The organism is Allomuricauda sp. CP2A, assembly GCF_001683915.1.
In the GTDB taxonomy this organism is placed as follows: domain Bacteria; phylum Bacteroidota; class Bacteroidia; order Flavobacteriales; family Flavobacteriaceae; genus Flagellimonas.
Genome location: NZ_LXTT01000092.1, coordinates 1 through 17,164 on the forward strand (window position 1 = coordinate 1; position 17,164 = coordinate 17,164).

Below are 17,164 nucleotides of genomic sequence, written 5' to 3' on the forward strand. Positions count from 1 at the left end.
AGAAGACTGTTTATTTTAAATAGTACAAAAATTACTAATTCTACATTTGAGAAAATTTTGTCAATTCGAGTGGATTGTGCGATTGAAATGAGCAAAATCTGTATCGAGAATAGAAATTTTCGAGTTGGAGGTTAGTTCTCGATACCTGCCTTTGCCGGCAGGCAGGCAATTTTTCGTACCTCAAAATCACTCGAACAGACATTATTAGATTCTTTTGGTCTGAAATACGTATGGGCACAAAAATTACCTTTTATCAATTCGCCTGAAGTGCCTTTGCAATTTTTTGGTTCCACTCCAATTGCTTTTCCCTGTTTCGGGAAAAATTGGTTTCCCAATCGTATTGGTCCTGGAAGTCCTTGAGCTCTTCCAATATTTCTTTGTAAATCTTTCGGATTTCAGCCTTTACATCATCTGAAAAAGAGGTGCGTTCCAATCGGTCCCGCATTTTTCGGGCAAAGAGTTCAGAGATATCAAAATGAAGCTGTTCGTGGCTCAGGGTATTCTCATCGCACACCTCAGGTTTGTACCAAGACTCATTGGGATAAAAATAGGCATTTACTTCATAATCCAGATGAACCTCGTGGTGCAATAAATTGGCAGAATAGGTATAACTGATGCCACTGGCGGTTGTGGCCGCGGGAACAGCTGCAGGGGGTACTTTTCCATTAAAATCGGCCCAAGTAAGCCGAATGTTGGGATTCCATAGTACACCTTCCTCGATTTCCTGTCCAAAGCCCAAAAAACCAAGAAATACCAAACATCCTATGGCAATTATTTTATCCAATGAAAATCGATTACTCTTTCAATATCCGGGTGCAAACTGTAATGCACTGGGCATGTATTGGCCGTATGCACCAAGATTTTTCTGTTCTTTTCTGAAACGCTCGCAGGAAGTTCCAGTTTTACCTCAATTTTGGAAATACGCCTTGGATTGGCGGCCATGTGCTTGGTCACTTCGGCAGTGGAACCTGTTAAATCCACATCAAGGTCACGGGCCTTAATGCCCATCATGGTCATCATGCAGTTGGCCAATCCCGTAGCAACGGTATCGGTGGGCGAAAAGGCTTCGCCTTTGCCATTATTGTCGATTGGGGCATCGGTAATGTACTCATTTCCAGAACGGATGTGCACACAAGTGGTGCGCAGATCCCCGTTATAGGTTACTTTTGAGGTCATCCAATTTTACTTCTTTAATTTCCAAATTATCATACTCCATAATGTAGCATGCCCTGTTGAAATAGCCCAAGGTCCAGTTGTTGAAGTAATCAAAACTGTTCCCTGTATATTCGGTGAGGCCAATGATCTTGGAGGTCTCAAATAGATTGTTCTTGTGTGCCAGTTTCAGCAATACATCAAAGGTGACATCAAATCCGCGTACCGCATAGCGATCGGGCTTTAATCCGTTGAATCTTTTTTGGTATGCCTTTACAAAAGAATCATTCCCCGCTTCTCTGTACAAAGAGGGATAGGCGAATTTTAAGTTGGATAGGTGCGTACTGGAAACAGCATCATCTTCAAAGGCACTGTTGTAGCTTGTCGTGAACATACGAACCTTAATACGGGTCTCTTCTTCAGAAGTAAGGCTGGCGGTGTTGGCGGAATTCAATATGGATGTAACACTAGCCACCATATTGGGTTGGTCGGTTTCCAAGAACACCCAGTTTTCCTTGTCTTCGGAAAGTTGGATCATAAATTCATCCAAATGCAAGGATTTATTATCGATGACCTTGGCAATCTGCGCAGCTGGAAACTTGCTCAAAATGGAATCGTGTGCCACCTGATGGGTGGAATCGGCAATGATGATTACATTTTCATCGGTATAGATCTTCTCCATATAGGAAAGCATCTTGTCCCGAAGCACCTCTTCACGGGGTACCGAAAAGAACACATTGGAATGCCCAAATTGACTATCCGAAGAAATAGGAGCGATCACAGGAATATTTTTTGATGCCGCTTGAACTGCTACCTCGTTCAAAGCGCCAGAGGCCACAGGACCAATAATGGCATTGACCCCTTGCAGGTTTTCCCTGAAAAGGATTTCCTTCACTTTGGCCTGACTCAACTCGGTGTCATAGGTTTTTACGTTGACCGAAACACCCAACTTTTTGATGGAATCCAAGGCCACCAAGGCACCTGAATAAAATCCAAGGCTTAAGGCCAAATCCCTTCTGGTCTTTATCTGACTTTCAGTTTTTTCCTTGTTGTTCATATCAATTCGGTCCAACCGAAATGGCAACATAAACACCACCTTGGGCTTGTTCTCCACATTGACACTGTCAATCAGATTGATCTTGTCCAGAACCAAAGCATTCTTTACCTGAAGTCCCTCGGCTTTTGCCTTTGGTAACTTTAGCACCATTCCGGCCTTGAGGCCATTTTCCAATGCAGGGTTCAAGCGGAACAATTCATCACGGGTTATTTTAAGGTTTTGGGTAAGCCTAAAAATATTTTGTTTGGGTTTCACTTCGTAAAAGATGTAGTTTTCGGTATTTACTACCCCTGATTTATCCCGTTTTTTGGGAAGACGGATGACCATACCTTCTTTCAGCCCACCTTTTTCCATAATCTCAGGATTCAACTTTACAATGGAATCGGAAGGGATACCATACTCCCTGCCCAAACTGTACAAGGTCATTTTTGATGGAACGGTGTAGGAGGTAAAAAGCTCTACTTTTTGCTCTTTAAGACTATCACCTTTAGGTCTGGGTAATTTTAATTCGTGCCCAGCCGCAAGGTAATTGGACGTTTTGCTCAAATCGGGGTTAAGGGCCACCAAACTGTCCACCGTAATACCATATTTATGGGCTATGCTCCATCGGGTTTCTTTGGATTGGACGGTGTAGGTCTCAAAATCCAGCTCTTTTTCTTCATTGGGGTCCACTTCGGGAAAGACCGGAATTTGAAGTACCATTCTTCGCTCCAGTGTTTGGGAATACAGTTCTGTATTGTACCGCTTAAGCTGGTCCTCGGTAATGTTATATTTCTGGGTGAGTCCAAACAGGGTTTCCCTTCTTTTCACTCGATGCCGTATAAACCGAATAGGTTTTATTTGTTCTTCATCTTGGGTCTCTGTTTTGTTTTCAACAACTCCTCCACTCAAAGGGATAATAAGAATGGTGTTCTCCTTTACATCGGAAGCACTCTTAATTTCCTTATTGGCCTGGAGGATACTATAGGGTGTAACCCTGTATTTTTGAGAAATACTCTGTAGGGTCTCCCCTTCCTTTACAGCATGTGTGGCATACTTATCCTGTGCAGAAACCGAAATTGTGGCCAGGAAAAGAACCACTAAACCCAGTTGTAAAATATATTTTTTCATTCCCATTCTATAGTTGCAGGTGGCTTTGAGCTAATGTCGTACACTACTCTATTAACGCCTTTGACCTTATTTATTATATCATTGGAGGTCTTTTGTAGAAATTCATATGGCAGATTTACCCAATCCGCAGTCATTCCATCCGTACTTTCAACCGCTCGTAAGGCCACACATTTCTCATACGTCCGTTCATCACCCATGACCCCAACACTATCTACGGGCAAAAGCATGGCTCCGGCCTGCCAAACCTTATCATAAAGTCCCCATTTTTTCAATCCATCGATAAAAATGGCATCCACTTCTTGTAAAATGGCCACTTTTTCGGCGGTGATATCCCCTAAGATACGGATTCCCAAGCCAGGTCCGGGAAAAGGGTGCCGTCCCAAAATGGATTCCGACATGCCCATGCTGGCACCAACCCTTCGCACCTCATCCTTGAACAGCATTTTCAAGGGTTCCACTATCTTCAATTTCATATAGTCGGGCAATCCGCCGACGTTATGGTGACTTTTGATCACCGCTGATGGTCCTCCACTGGCTGAAACCGATTCAATCCTATCTGGATAAATGGTGCCTTGGGCCAACCATTTTGCATTTTCCACTTTATGGGCCTCGTCATCAAAAACATCAATAAAGACGCCGCCGATGATCTTTCGTTTCTTTTCGGGGTCCGATTCTCCCTTCAGTGCATCCAAAAAACGTGCCGAAGCATCCACTCCCTTTACATTGAGTCCCATGTGCTTGTATTGGTCCAACACACTTTCAAACTCATTTTTACGGAGCAGGCCATTGTTCACAAAAATACAGTGCAGGTGTTTTCCAATGGCCTTGTGCAACAACATGGCCGCCACACTGGAATCCACACCTCCGGAAAGCCCGAGAATTACCTTGTCATCCCCAATTTGTTCCCTGAGTTCATCCACTGTGGTCTCCACAAAGGCATCGGGAGTCCAGTCTTGTTTTAATCCGGCAATCTTCACCAAAAAGTTTTCCAACAGTTTTTTCCCATCGGTTGTGTGGTACACTTCGGGGTGGAATTGAATGCCGAAAGTGGTCTCACCATCAATTTTAAATGCTGCATTTTCAACATCGTGGGTACTGGCCAACCGGATTCCGCCTGTGGGCAGCTCCTTTATGGTATCACTATGGCTCATCCAAACTTGGCTGCCCTCTCCCAATCCTTTTAAAAATTCCTCTCCATCCTTTACATAAGATAGATTGGCCCTTCCGTATTCCCGTGTTGCCGATGGTGCCACACTGCCTCCATTGAAGTGGGACAGGTATTGGGCCCCATAACAAATGCCCAACAATGGCTTTTTCCCTTTGATCCCAGACAAGTCGGGATGCGGGGCACTATCCCCCCTTACCGAAGACGGAGACCCTGAAAGAATCACGGCCTTGAAGTCCGAAAGGTCCTCGGGTAGCTTGTTGTACGGTTTTATTTCAGAGTAAATGTTGAGTTCCCTAACGCGCCTTGCGATCAACTGAGTGTACTGGGAACCAAAATCCAGGATGAGTACGTTGTTCTGCATGGGCAAAAATAGCAATTTGGTTTTTCTGAAAAAGTATCTTTTAAGGGATATTTATGACAACTTTGTAAACAGCTTATTTTGTATAGCTTATCGCAATAATTTTTCCCAGCTCAACCTATAGGAATGCATGGCTCACCTATAACATGAACAGATTTCATTTCAGCGAATATAACGTTATGTAGTTTTTTTCTTAACACTTTTCGTTATTTCTTTGCGGTTCATAAACACTAAACCATGATCAAGGGGTTTATCTTCGATTTGGATGGCGTAATTACAGATACCGCCGAACTGCACTATGAGGCTTGGAAGGCATTGGCCGATGAAATGGGTTGGGATTTTGACCGTGAGGTCAATGAAAAACTGCGGGGGATTTCCCGAATGGATTCCATCAAGGTTATCATGGAACACAACAAGGTTACTCTGGATGAGAACACCATTGTGGACTTGGCCACCAAAAAAAATGACCTCTATGTGGCCAGTTTGGACAAGGTGACGCCAGAGGATTACCTTCCGGGAGCCCGTGAATTGTTGACCCACCTTAGAACCGAAGGGTTCAGCGTGGCTTTGGGAAGTGCCAGTAAAAATGCCGAGAAGGTATTGAAACAGCTCAATGCCATGGGCTATTTTGATGTGATTGGAGATGGAAACAGTGTAACCAAAAGCAAACCTGCGCCGGATATTTTCCTGTATGCCGCCGAAAAGTTACAACTCCCCCCTACCAATTGCATCGTTTTTGAAGATGCTGAAAAAGGCATTGATGCCGCTAAGGCGGGAGGTTTCCACAGTGTTGGGATTGGCCCTGAGGAGCGTGTGGGTCATGCCGATATTCGATTTGACACCATGAAAGAGGCCACTTTGTTTGAGGTAAAGTCACATTTTAAGGAGTTGTTCTAAAAAAGTTTCCATTCCCATTCATCGACCCAAACCGCTCTTTTCCAAAAAGTTGGGGCAAAATGTCTATTTTTATGAAGTAATTCAACCTCGATGAAGACCCGATTTCTTGTTTCAATCTACTTGCTTTTCCATTGCCTTGTTCTTCAAGCTCAAAAAGAGAAGAGACTCGATAGCCTTTTAAAAGTGTATGAGAATCAACAGGACGGAATCGAAAAAATTGAAACACTGGACCAACTCTACTATGGAATATTTCACCTAAGAAAACCTGAAGATGTTCTTCCCTACGTTAAGGAACAACTAGAACTCTCCAAAAGCTTCAACTATAAAAAAGGTGAGGGTGATGCCCTTTTCAATTATGGCAACTACTACCGCCGTATTTATGCCTTTGATTCGGCCCGCCACTATTTTGAACGCGCAGCATCCATTTGGGAAAATCTTGATGATAAAGAAGGAACGTTCAAAACTTTTAATGGATTGGCCAAGATTGAACAATTGCAAGGCAATTTTGCCAAATCCCTGGAATTGTATGAAAAGGTAATGAAAACCGCACAGCACATGAAAAGCGGTATCCGTATGGCCGAAACCAATAGGGAAATTGCCACCATTTATATGGACAAGGGAAGCTATGAAATTGCAGTAAAATTTATGTTGAACGGACTCCGCGGGTTGGACTCCCTTAACAAATCCTATCCAGAAAAACGTGCCGACATGTTGGTAGGGGTCGGTAGAATAGAAAGTCTTCGGGGTAACGATGGGGCCGCCCTTGAACCTCTCTTGGAGGGCCTGAAAATTTTTGAGGAACAAGGAAATCCGCTTTGGCAATGCATCACCCATACCGAAATTGGTTATGCGTATTTAGGTCTAGATGATATTGACAAAGGCATTGAGCATTTCAATAAAAGTCTGGAAATCGCCATTTCTTCTGGCAGAAAAGGGTTTGAAGCTATCTGTTACCACAATTTGGGATTGGCCAACAGGAAAAAGGGGAACCTTGATCTAGCTGAAGAGTTTCTCAACAAAAGCATAGCTCTGGGCAAAACAACGGCCAATAACAATGTAAGTTCTTACAACGAGTTGGGAAGCTTGTTTCTGGAGCAGAATCAAACATCAAAAGCGATAGAAAATCATACAAAAGCTATTCATCTGGCAGATTCCATACAAAGTTTGGCCGAACTCAAGGACGGGTACGAAGGAAGGTCACTTGCCTTTGAGAAAAGTGGACAATTCCAGGAAGCATTGGAAGATAAAAAACAGTTCATAAGCCTTAACGATTCAATCTTCAATACGGCGAAGTCCCAACAAATTGAAGAACTGCGCACCATTTATGAGACCGAAAAAAAAGAACAACAAATTGCATTGCTGGAGCAAGAAGCTAAAGTAAGCCGTCTTCAGAAAATGCTTTTGGGGGGCGGGCTAGGATTATCGGTATTGGTTTTTGGATTTGGATTTTATGGTATCCGTCAAAAATTAAAACGAAACAAGGCAGAAAGGGAAAAGCTTGATGCGGAACTGACCTTCAAAAAGAAAGAATTGACCACCCATGCGCTGCATCTCGCCAAAAAGAACGAAGTTTTGGAAGGGCTCAAACAAAAGGCCGAGGAACTCAAACAAACTGAGGAGTCCAAAAAAGGATACCAACAATTGATTCGCACCATTAATTTTGATCTACAAGACGATAATAATTGGGAAAATTTTTCGCGCTATTTTGAAGAAGTGCACAAAGATTTCAATAGTAATGTAAAGTCCAGATACCCCCAAGTTACCTCCAATGAGCTTCGTCTTTTGGCACTTTTAAAGATGAATTTGTCTTCAAAAGAGATTGCCAACATTCTCAATATTTCTTCTGAAGGCATCAAAAAAGCACGTTATCGGCTTCGGAAGAAGCTGGACATTGCCACTGAAGATTCGTTACAGGATTTGGTCCTATCCCTTTAAAAATAAGCCCTGACCTGGGCGTCTACCTTTTGTCCCTCAATAATTTTAGACGTGTCCACCCAATGTCCACCCTCAATATTTCATTGCTCATAATCAGCGATTTAGGTTTGTTATGTCATGAATTTGACAAATGTTTTGTGGTCTTGCTCGGCTAAGGGCTGCAGACCGTTACCGGGCGAGTCACACAAAACAACAATCAAGTTTAACCACAAAACTAAAAATCATGAAAGCAATGCGTAAACCATTCCATGGAATTGCCCTACTACTAATGTTGGCCTTGGCCATTTCCTGTAGTAAAGGGGAGAACATTGAGCCTATTGGAGCCGACCCATGTGAAGAAAACCCCTGCGGCAACCCCGAACAATGCCCCAACCAATGTGATGATGAAAATCCAACCGAACCTTCAGGAATCACCGAAGAAGACCTTGAACCGGAAGGAGATGTTACCGAAACAGAAGACGGTTATCTTGTTGAGGGTTCACTCACCATGAACACTGATTCCGGTGAGCCCGTAGTCTTTGCCGAAGCGGATTTGGATGTGCAATTTAATGATGATGGCACACTAAAAAGTATGAGCGGCACCACGGAAATTCCCGCTCCTACCAACTACTTTGAATTTGAAACACCCGTCCAAGCCGATATTGGATTCTTTACGGGCAAGTTTTTGAATGAGAACAGGGATTTTGAAATACAACTGGTAGATGAGCGCTCTTATTTTGTATTTGCCATCGCTGCTGGGTTGGAATTAAAATTAGGCGTCAACGATGACCCGGATGCCCATAAACCCCTTTCCATTGAGGCTCCCGTGGGGGGGCATATCACCTTTATTGCGGATTATACCGATCCCATGTTCTTCTTTTCACTGGGAGGTGATGCTCTTGGTGGTGGAGATGAAGGTGGGGATGACAATGGCGGAAACGATGGGGACTCTAGCCACAATAAACTGGCAAGCGTGAGCTTTGGCGGGTCGTTTGGGTCCAATTTCTTTTATATGCCCACCAATCCCGTTGATGGGAATGTGGTTTCATTTCAGGCGAATCAAGTTACCGGGGGAACTGTTTCCTTTTTCAAAATATTGGAAGCTTCAGGGATGTACTACCAAAATAGGGGGTTCAGTGCCGATCTGAATTTTGATGAACCCATGGAATCCGATTTTGGTGTAAATTATCGTTCAGGTATCAATGGACAACTTGACCTATCCCTAGAAATAACCTCCTTTGTTTCCTTTGGTTTTCCCATTGGTTCAGGTAGTGCGGCCGTGGTTGCAGAAGCCTCCACCAACGATGGGGTGATCGCCAAGGCCTTTATCAACGGTTTGGTTGACCCAGACTTATCATGGTGGCCCACTTTTATTCCCCTTATGCCCGATGGAGACCTCAACGCCTATGGATTTGTGGAGCAAACTGGTAATTTTGACATTGGAATGTCGGGTTCCTTTGAACTTCAAATGCCAACGGGCGACCAAGGTTTGGAAGGTTCGATTCGGGCTACTCCACAAGCGTTTACCATGGAAGGCCAGGTGGTTTCGGGTGATGATGTTTGGGGAGCTTCAGCAGTTTTCACCGAAAGTGAAACCAAGTGCATCGCCACAACCCCGGATAATTTTACAGATGGTATTTCCGAAACGGTAACCGAACAGATTGATACTGCCATTGAAACTACCGAACAAGCACTTCAAGATCTTCAAGATGCAGAGGACCAGTACGAACTGGAACTCAGTCTCAGAGGATTGAGGGCTGCGTTGCCGGGCATCATTGACGAAGCCCAAGATGCCATTGATGACGCAGTAGCCGCTGGCTTGGCCTCGGGAAGGAGTACCATCAATTCCTATTTGAGCGACAACAACCGTATTCTTTGCAGTGACAATCTTTCCGGACAAATTGATGCCATTGTACGAGGGCACAGAAATGCTTTGACCCGATTACGAAATGCGGTAAACGAAACAAACGACAATGCCACTACCCGAACCGAACTGGAAGCAGCACTTCGGGATTTGGCCAGTTTGGACCGGATAAATAGAACATTTACGGTAACCATTATCCATGGACACAAGACCTTTGGTTGCGGTGATTTATGGAAGTTGACTGCAACAAGGAGCATAACCATTAATGAAACCGTTCTCACCAGTGGTCAAAAAGCGCAACTTCTTGAAGCGGCCGATAATGTTAAATATATTGAAGAGGTTGATGGCATCCGGATTGAAGCACAGGATATTGTGGGCCAATTGCCCACCATTGAAGAATTGGAGAGTTTAAAGGATAACGTGGAGGCCTGTGTTGAGGAATTGACCAACGGCATTGGTGGTGCAGGATTTGTGTACAACCATGATACGAAGGCGTTCTCCCATTTTGTTATCGTCAATGGGGAGGAAAAAGAAGTGGGTAGCTTTGATATTTTCAACAAAAACGATTTGATTGCTGCTTCACGAGCTGAATTGGATGGCTGCGACCCCAATGATGCGCTCAATAAATTAGTTGAAGATGCCAAACGGAGATAATCCTCCCCTGATTGGATTACCAAGTTGATTACGCAACGGGAATCCATAAAAAAGCAAAAGCCCCGGGAACCACTCCGGGGCTTTCAAATAAAATCAAAACCAACCTAAACATATGAGTTAACCAACTCAAATTTAAATTTTCATAGCAATTTTCACTTATGGAACAATTGTAGGAAAAAATACCCTACCCCATTTACAAAATTTTTTAAATAAAATGAGCTTTAGCTCAATAAGTATTTGTAAATCAATATTTTAAAATATTGAATTTACCACTCAGCGGATCTAGGGAATCCAACAAAGATGGGATTAAAGTGTTGCCCATTTCCAGATAGAGTTCCGAAAAATTGAGCTGCCTTTCTTGCAGTGATTTATTGGGGAAAAGCTCGTTTTGTATGTCCGTCATCCGAATGACATGATCTTTGAGCTTTCTTTTCTGGGCTTTCAACAAACGTTTTTCCAAGGCATCCAAACCTTTTTTTTGTTTTACCTCCTGCGCCTTTACCGCGCCCAAAAAGCTCTTGTCGGTCTGCTCGGCCAAATCGTATAGGTGTTGGAACTGCTCCTCCAACAACTTTTTTTGTGGGGAAAAATCAATGTCGATATTGGAGATGTCGCGAATTTTTTTGTTGATGAAACTGTGCTGCTTCAAAAAGAGATGGGGTACTTTCAAATCCAATTTTTCCAACTTTTTGGCCTGTTTTTCTGTAATGACCAAGGCCGAATTGCGCAACAAAAGCATGGGAAAGGTAACATTCATCTTCCCAAAATACGATCTCAGCTCCAACCAATAGGCCAGCTCCCCTCCTCCTCCAATATAACAGAGGTTGGGCAAAATCACCTCTTGATACAAAGGGCGAGCCACCACATTGGGCGAAAAACGCTCAGGGTGATTATGCAATTCCGTCCTGAGTTCTTCAGCGGTAAAATTTATTTCGGTATTGAACACATGATACTTGCCATGGTTCTTTATGATGCGTTCCCGAAGCCTATCCTTCAAATAGAAATAATTGATTTCCCTAGGGTTCACCTGAATGGAATACTCTGAAGAAACTTTGGACAATTCTACAATCGATCCTGATATTTTTTGAAAGGGGACATGCTCAAAAATATCCTTCTCCGCATAAGGAATCAATAGCTTTTTTAAGGCTGCATCGTCGCCATCAACTATGACCAAACCTTCTTCCCCAAATAAAGCATTGGCCAAATACCGGGTGGCATCCGTTAGTGTGGTGTGTTCCAAATAAGCTGATTTGAACAGCTTTTTGAGTTCTTCCGCATTGCTGGTATTGCCCAATTCTGCGGACAACATCTCGAACACAGCATCCAGTCCATCGGTGGTCAATGCACCAACTGCACCGGAAGCCGAACGGTTCCAAAGGATTTTTTTGCCGTGTAGATTAAAATAGTTGATCTCATCAAAATCATGGTCCTCCGTGGCCATCCAATACACTGGCACAAAATGAGAATCTGGGTGGGTGTTTTTCAGTTCCTTAGCCAAATTAATGGTCGAAACGATTTTGTATAGAAAGTAGAGTGGTCCGGTGAACAAATTCAATTGATGGCCCGTTACAATGGTAAATGTATTCTCATTCCCCAAGGCTGCAATGTTGGCCTCGGTGGCTTCTGAAACCTCAAACCCACTGTATTGGTCTTTAAGTGCCCCAACCAAAATTTTTCGGTTTGATCCTGGGTAATTGGCCTTCTTTTCCTTGATTTGTTCCTTAAAATTTTCGGGGGAGGGGAATCGGTTATAAAAGGGTTTCAGATCTTCACGTTGATCTAAATAATCACAAATAAGCTTCGAAAAATAACCTGTTTCCTTAAAGGGTATACAATCTACTTCCATTAACACTGCAATGAGGTGGTCAAAGATAACCCTCTTCTTTTTTTCTCATCCTAAAAATACGTTAATTACATTTTGGGCTTCTCCAACAAAAATTATGACAATAGATCAATTTATTGTTAGATTTGGTTCTATTAATCACCTCATACATGACAAAAATTTTACTCTCTTTCGTTGGAATTTTCACCTTTTTTGTTTCAGCATCAGCGCAATTAAAGTCCCCTTCTGAATTTTTGGGATATGAACTCGGTACACAATTTACACGCCACCATGAAGTTGTTGATTATTATGAATATTTGGCCAAAGAGGCCCCGGAAAGGGTAAAATTGACCGTTTATGGGAAAACCAATGAGCGTAGGCCCCTAATTTTGGCCTATGTGTCCTCCGCAGCAAACATTTCCAATTTGGAAAACATCCGCCAAGAACACTTAAAGGATACCCAAGAAGGTGGAAACACTTCCAAGGCCATTGTTTGGTTGAGCTATAACGTCCACGGAAATGAAAGTGTGAGCACCGAGGCTTCCATGAAAACCATTTATGAACTTTTGACCGCTAAAAGCCTGTATTTGGAAAATACCGTGGTGATCATGGACCCCTGTATCAATCCTGATGGGCGGGATCGCTATAGCAATTGGTACAATCAATATAAAAATACGCCATACCAAGTGGACCCCAACAGCAAGGAGCACCATGAAGGTTGGTGGAGCGGACGAAGCAATCATTACATGTTCGACCTGAACCGTGATTGGGCCTGGTTGACCCAGGTTGAAAGTCAACAACGTCTTAAAGTTTACAACGAATGGCTGCCCCACGTGCATGTTGATTTTCATGAGCAGGGTGTGGACAATCCCTATTATTTTGCACCAGCAGCTGAGCCGTATCACGAAGTGATTACAGATTTCCAGCGCGATTTTCAGGTTACTTTGGGGAGGAACCATGCCAGATATTTTGATGCCAATGGCTGGTTCTATTTTACCAAAGAGGTTTTTGACCTTTTCTACCCCAGCTATGGGGACACCTATCCCACCTACAACGGGGCCATTGGCATGACCTATGAACAGGGAGGCAGTGGCCGTGCCGGACTTGGTGTGATCACCCGAATCGGTGATACGCTCACCCTAAAAGATCGCATTGCCCATCATTTTACCACTGGTCTTTCAACGGTTGAGGTATCCTCACAAAATGCGGAACGATTGAATGCTGAGTTCAAAAAATTCTACAAAAACCAGAATTTCAACTACAAAAGCTATGTCCTGAATGGCGATACGGACAAAATTGCTGCCCTAAAATCGCTCTTGGACAAACACAAAATAGAGTACGGTAGTCCTTCCAGCGGATCTGTAAAAGGATTTAATTATGGTACCGGAAAAAATGGAAGCATGTCCACAACCAACAACAGTTTAGTGGTTTCCACAAACCAAACCAAGGGCACCCTGGTAAAGGTATTGTTTGAGCCCAATGCTAAATTGAGTGATTCCCTTACTTATGACATTACCGCATGGTCATTACCCTACGCGTACGGATTGGATGCCATTGCTTCCACTGCTTTGGTTTCGGCTAATCCAGAAACTAATCAAACAGAACCCAGTAGTACCATCACTCCAGATAGTTATGCTTACATTACAGATTGGAACAGTATGAAAGATGCCAAATTCCTTGCAGAATTGCTTAAGGCTGGTATCCGTGTTCGCAAGGCGGACCATCCCTTTTCTCTTGAAGGACAATCGTTTGATAGGGGCACTTTGATCATTACAAAGGGGGACAACCAATACAGGGAAGATTTTCTGGGTGTGCTCAAAACCACTGCGGAGAAATACGGAAAAACCATAACCGGTTCCAAAACAGGCTTTGTGGACTCGGGCAAGGATTTTGGCTCTTCCTCCATTAAAATGATAGCCAAACCAAAAATCGCTGTATTGTCTGGTGGCCCAACCTCTACCCTTCGCTTTGGTGAAATTTGGCACTTTTTTGAGCAACAATTGCACTATCCACTTACTGTGATAGATGACGCATATGCCGATCAAGTGGACTTGGACGATTACACTATTTTGATTCTTCCTGGAGGACGCTATGGCAATCATTTTAATGAAAAACAACTCAAGAAGTTGCAACAATGGGTACAAAAAGGCGGAAAAATCATTGCCATGGGCGACGCCATTGATGCCCTTGATGGTGAAAATGGTTTTGGCATCCAGAAAAAGGAAATGGAAAATGATTCCTCTGCCAATGTGCCAAGTCCGCATAAAAACTCAGAAAGAGAGCGAATCAAGGACGCCATTACCGGTGCAATTTTCAAGACCAAGGTGGACAATACCCACCCCTTGGCCTACGGCTATGGCCCGGATTATTTTACCTTAAAACTGGGCAACGCCAGCTACAACTACCTGAGCAATGGCAATGCCGTATATCTGGAGAAGAACACCAAACCGTTTTCCGGATTTGCAGGAAGTGAAGCCCAGAAAAAAGTAATGGAGTCCCTTGTTTTTGGCGTGGAAAACGTTGGTTCTGGCCAGGTTGTTTATATGGTGGACAACCCTTTGTTCCGTGGTTTTTGGGAAAATGGCAAACTGTTCTTCGCCAACGCACTGTTTATGGTAGACTAGATTTCTTTTTTATTGATTTTAAACTGTTTAACCTAAATATTTTAAGAAAATTGAGGGAATTTTGATGTCCAAAATTTTGTATCTTTAATAGATTGAATAGGTATAATTTATTTGGATATGCGCTTGATGACCCATTTTTACCAAAAAATAGCATTTGTTTTTTTGATGCTGGTTGGACTATTGCTCTGCCCCACCCATTCTTGGGCTTTCCAAGAAAATCAGGACGATAATGATTTTAACCAATACAGAGGGGAAGTGGTCGATGAATCCACTGACAAACCTCTGGTTTTTGCCACAATTTCTGTGGAGGGCACCAATATCAGTACCATTACCAATACCGAGGGAGATTTTCTGTTGAAAGTTCCCAAAGACATCACGGATGGTAACGTAATCGTTTCATTCTTGGGGTACAAAAACAAAACCATTCCTTTACTTCAATTTCAACCTGAAGACAACAAGATTGGACTTCTTGTATCGGTCACACAACTTTCGGAAATCAATATCAACGCCCCTAAGGATGCCAAGGCCCTTGTGAAGGAAACTTTGGCCAGAAAAGGGGAGAACTATTTTGATGACCACACCTTAATGACCGCATTTTACAGGGAAACCATTAAAAAGCGACGAAGAAATGTATCCTTGTCCGAAGCTGTGGTAAGCATTTACAAAACCCCGTACAATTCGGCTAGAAATGACGCCGTTGAACTCTACAAAGCTCGAAAGAGTACAGATTACAGCAAGTTGGACACCGTTGCACTAAAACTTCAGGGAGGACCTTTCAACGCCCTATATGTGGACATCATGAAATATCCCGAGTACATTTTTGCCGAGGGTTCCGTTGATAACTACACCTTTTCTTTTGATCGCTCCACTCGAATCAATGACCGTTTGATCTACGTCATTAAATTCAACCAATTGGAAACCATTTTGGAGCCGTTGTATGCCGGCGAACTCTTTATTGATGTAGAAAATAAAACGTTGACAAGTGCCATCTATCACCTCAACATTACAGATAGAGATATGGCCGCCCGACTTTTTGTACGGAGAAAACCATCGGGTGTGGATGTTTGGCCCACCGAAGTGGCCTATCGGGTGGATTATCGCGAAAAAGGGGGCAAATGGTATTATGGCTACAGTAGCGTGATGATGGAGTTTAAAGTGGATTGGGCGGATAAATTGTTCAATTCCGTATACAGTATGACCGCTGAAATGGCGGTTACCGATTGGGAAAAAAATGTGGACGGACAATTGCCCAGAAACAGGGAAAGGGTTAAAAAATCAATAATCCTAAGTGATGAGGCCATTGGTTTCTCTGATCCTGACTTTTGGGGCGAGTACAACATCATTGAACCAGAAAAGTCCATCGAGTCCGCAATTCGTAAAATTCAGAGACAATTGCGCCGTTCCCAGCGCAATAGCAAATAATGGCAGGAGGCATAGTTCATTATTTTTTTGCATTTTTACCATAGCTATTCAGCCTTGGCTTTACTAATGCAACCTCGATTACATGTCTAAAAGAAGAATCTTTTTAAAATCCCTTGCTGCTTTAGGGACCACAACACTTTTGCATCAAACGGGTTGGGGCAATGCTCCACTCAAGTCCACTCAATCACGAATAAAGCCTAAAAAACTCGAAAAAGGCGGCACCATTGGTCTGGTGGCCCCTGGCTATTCCATTGATCCTGAACAATTCTACCTTGTTGTGGAGACTTTGGGAAAAATGGGGTTTAAGACCCATCATACCCATCGCATTTTGGACCACGATGGGTATTTCAGCAATACAGATGAAGAACGGGCAAGAGATCTCATGGAAATGTTCACCAATCCAGAAGTGGATGCCATTCTTTGTGCCCGCGGTGGTTATGGTTGCACCCGGATACTGGATATGCTGGATTACAACCTCATCAAACAAAATCCAAAACCACTTATTGGTTTTAGCGATGTTACCGCTTTGATCAATACCATTTACAAAGAAACCGGACTCGTGTGTTTCCATGGACCGGTGGGCATTACATTGGATGACGAATACAGTCAAACTTATTTTAAGCGCATTTTAATGGAAGGCCCTGAAACCCTGCCCCTGAAAAATGTCATTTTAACAGACCCCGAAGATTATATGGATAGTGAATACCATAGATACACCATTACCACGGGTACGGGTGAAGGAGAACTGGTGGGAGGCAACCTTTCTTTGGTAACCGCCATGATGGGCACCCCTTACGAAATTGACCTCACGGACAAATTGGTCTTTTTGGAAGAGGTGGAAGAACCTCCCTATCGCATAGACCGTATGCTCACACAATTCACTGGAAGTGAAACACTCCCAAAGGCCAAAGGAATTATACTTGGCGTATTTAAGGGTTGTGACCGATTAAAAACAAGCGACAATTTCACCCTTATGGAGGTCATCAGGGATAGGATCGCTCCTTTGGGCATTCCGGCAATGTATGGTATGAGCTTTGGGCATGTGCCCCATAACCTTACCCTTCCCATCGGCGTAAATGCCTATTTTAACGCCACCAAAAAGCAACTTCGTTTACTGGAGGC

At 43.3% G+C, this 17,164-nt stretch carries 11 protein-coding genes; 6 read left to right on the forward strand and 5 right to left on the reverse strand.

Annotated elements, in window-relative coordinates; all coding sequences use genetic code 11:
- Window positions 1-253 precede the first annotated feature (253 nt).
- Genes A7D14_RS11065 through guaA form a run of 4 tightly spaced genes read right to left on the reverse strand, consistent with a single transcriptional unit; the run spans window position 254 to window position 4,848 of the window.
- Complete coding sequence (locus tag A7D14_RS11065; RefSeq protein ID WP_067034281.1) at window positions 254-784, reverse strand: DUF922 domain-containing protein; 531 nt, start codon at window positions 782-784, stop codon at window positions 254-256.
- On the reverse strand, window positions 772-1,176 hold the full coding sequence (locus A7D14_RS11070; protein ID WP_067034284.1) for an OsmC family protein: 405 nt from the start codon (window positions 1,174-1,176) through the stop codon (window positions 772-774). Before A7D14_RS11070 ends, A7D14_RS11065 begins: the two co-directional genes overlap by 13 nt.
- On the reverse strand, window positions 1,154-3,319 hold the full coding sequence (locus A7D14_RS11075; protein WP_083158067.1) for a LysM peptidoglycan-binding domain-containing protein: 2,166 nt from the start codon (window positions 3,317-3,319) through the stop codon (window positions 1,154-1,156). Before A7D14_RS11075 ends, A7D14_RS11070 begins: the two co-directional genes overlap by 23 nt.
- Complete coding sequence (guaA, locus tag A7D14_RS11080; protein ID WP_067034291.1) at window positions 3,316-4,848, reverse strand: glutamine-hydrolyzing GMP synthase; 1,533 nt, start codon at window positions 4,846-4,848, stop codon at window positions 3,316-3,318. Before guaA ends, A7D14_RS11075 begins: the two co-directional genes overlap by 4 nt.
- A gap of 234 nt (window positions 4,849-5,082) precedes the next feature.
- On the opposite strand from guaA, the gene pgmB reads away from it, so the two are divergent.
- From pgmB to A7D14_RS11095, 3 genes are all read left to right on the forward strand, one after another.
- Window positions 5,083-5,742 (forward strand): beta-phosphoglucomutase, encoded by a 660-nt coding sequence (pgmB, locus tag A7D14_RS11085; RefSeq protein WP_067034293.1) that lies wholly within the window; start codon window positions 5,083-5,085, stop codon window positions 5,740-5,742.
- Window positions 5,743-5,832: 90 nt separating this feature from the next.
- Complete coding sequence (locus tag A7D14_RS11090) at window positions 5,833-7,677, forward strand: tetratricopeptide repeat protein (protein ID WP_067034295.1); 1,845 nt, start codon at window positions 5,833-5,835, stop codon at window positions 7,675-7,677.
- Window positions 7,678-7,900: 223 nt separating this feature from the next.
- A complete protein-coding gene (locus A7D14_RS11095; RefSeq protein WP_141673357.1) occupies window positions 7,901-10,174 on the forward strand; it encodes a hypothetical protein in 2,274 nt (757 codons plus the stop codon).
- Between the two features lie 244 nt (window positions 10,175-10,418).
- Here the strand turns inward: A7D14_RS11095 and bshC are convergent, their stop codons facing one another.
- Window positions 10,419-12,020 (reverse strand): bacillithiol biosynthesis cysteine-adding enzyme BshC, encoded by a 1,602-nt coding sequence (gene bshC / locus A7D14_RS11100; RefSeq protein ID WP_067034301.1) that lies wholly within the window; start codon window positions 12,018-12,020, stop codon window positions 10,419-10,421.
- A 146-nt stretch (window positions 12,021-12,166) separates the two neighbouring features.
- On the opposite strand from bshC, the gene A7D14_RS11105 reads away from it, so the two are divergent.
- From A7D14_RS11105 to A7D14_RS11115, 3 genes are all read left to right on the forward strand, one after another.
- Window positions 12,167-14,620 carry a M14 family metallopeptidase gene (locus tag A7D14_RS11105; RefSeq protein WP_067034304.1) on the forward strand — a complete coding sequence of 818 codons (2,454 nt, stop codon included), beginning with the start codon at window positions 12,167-12,169 and terminating at the stop codon, window positions 14,618-14,620.
- Between the two features lie 117 nt (window positions 14,621-14,737).
- Window positions 14,738-16,042 carry a carboxypeptidase-like regulatory domain-containing protein gene (locus A7D14_RS11110; protein WP_083158066.1) on the forward strand — a complete coding sequence of 435 codons (1,305 nt, stop codon included), beginning with the start codon at window positions 14,738-14,740 and terminating at the stop codon, window positions 16,040-16,042.
- Between the two features lie 82 nt (window positions 16,043-16,124).
- Window positions 16,125-17,164, forward strand: a 1,040-nt coding sequence (locus A7D14_RS11115) for an LD-carboxypeptidase (protein ID WP_067034310.1), incomplete at its 3' end; no start/stop codon positions are given.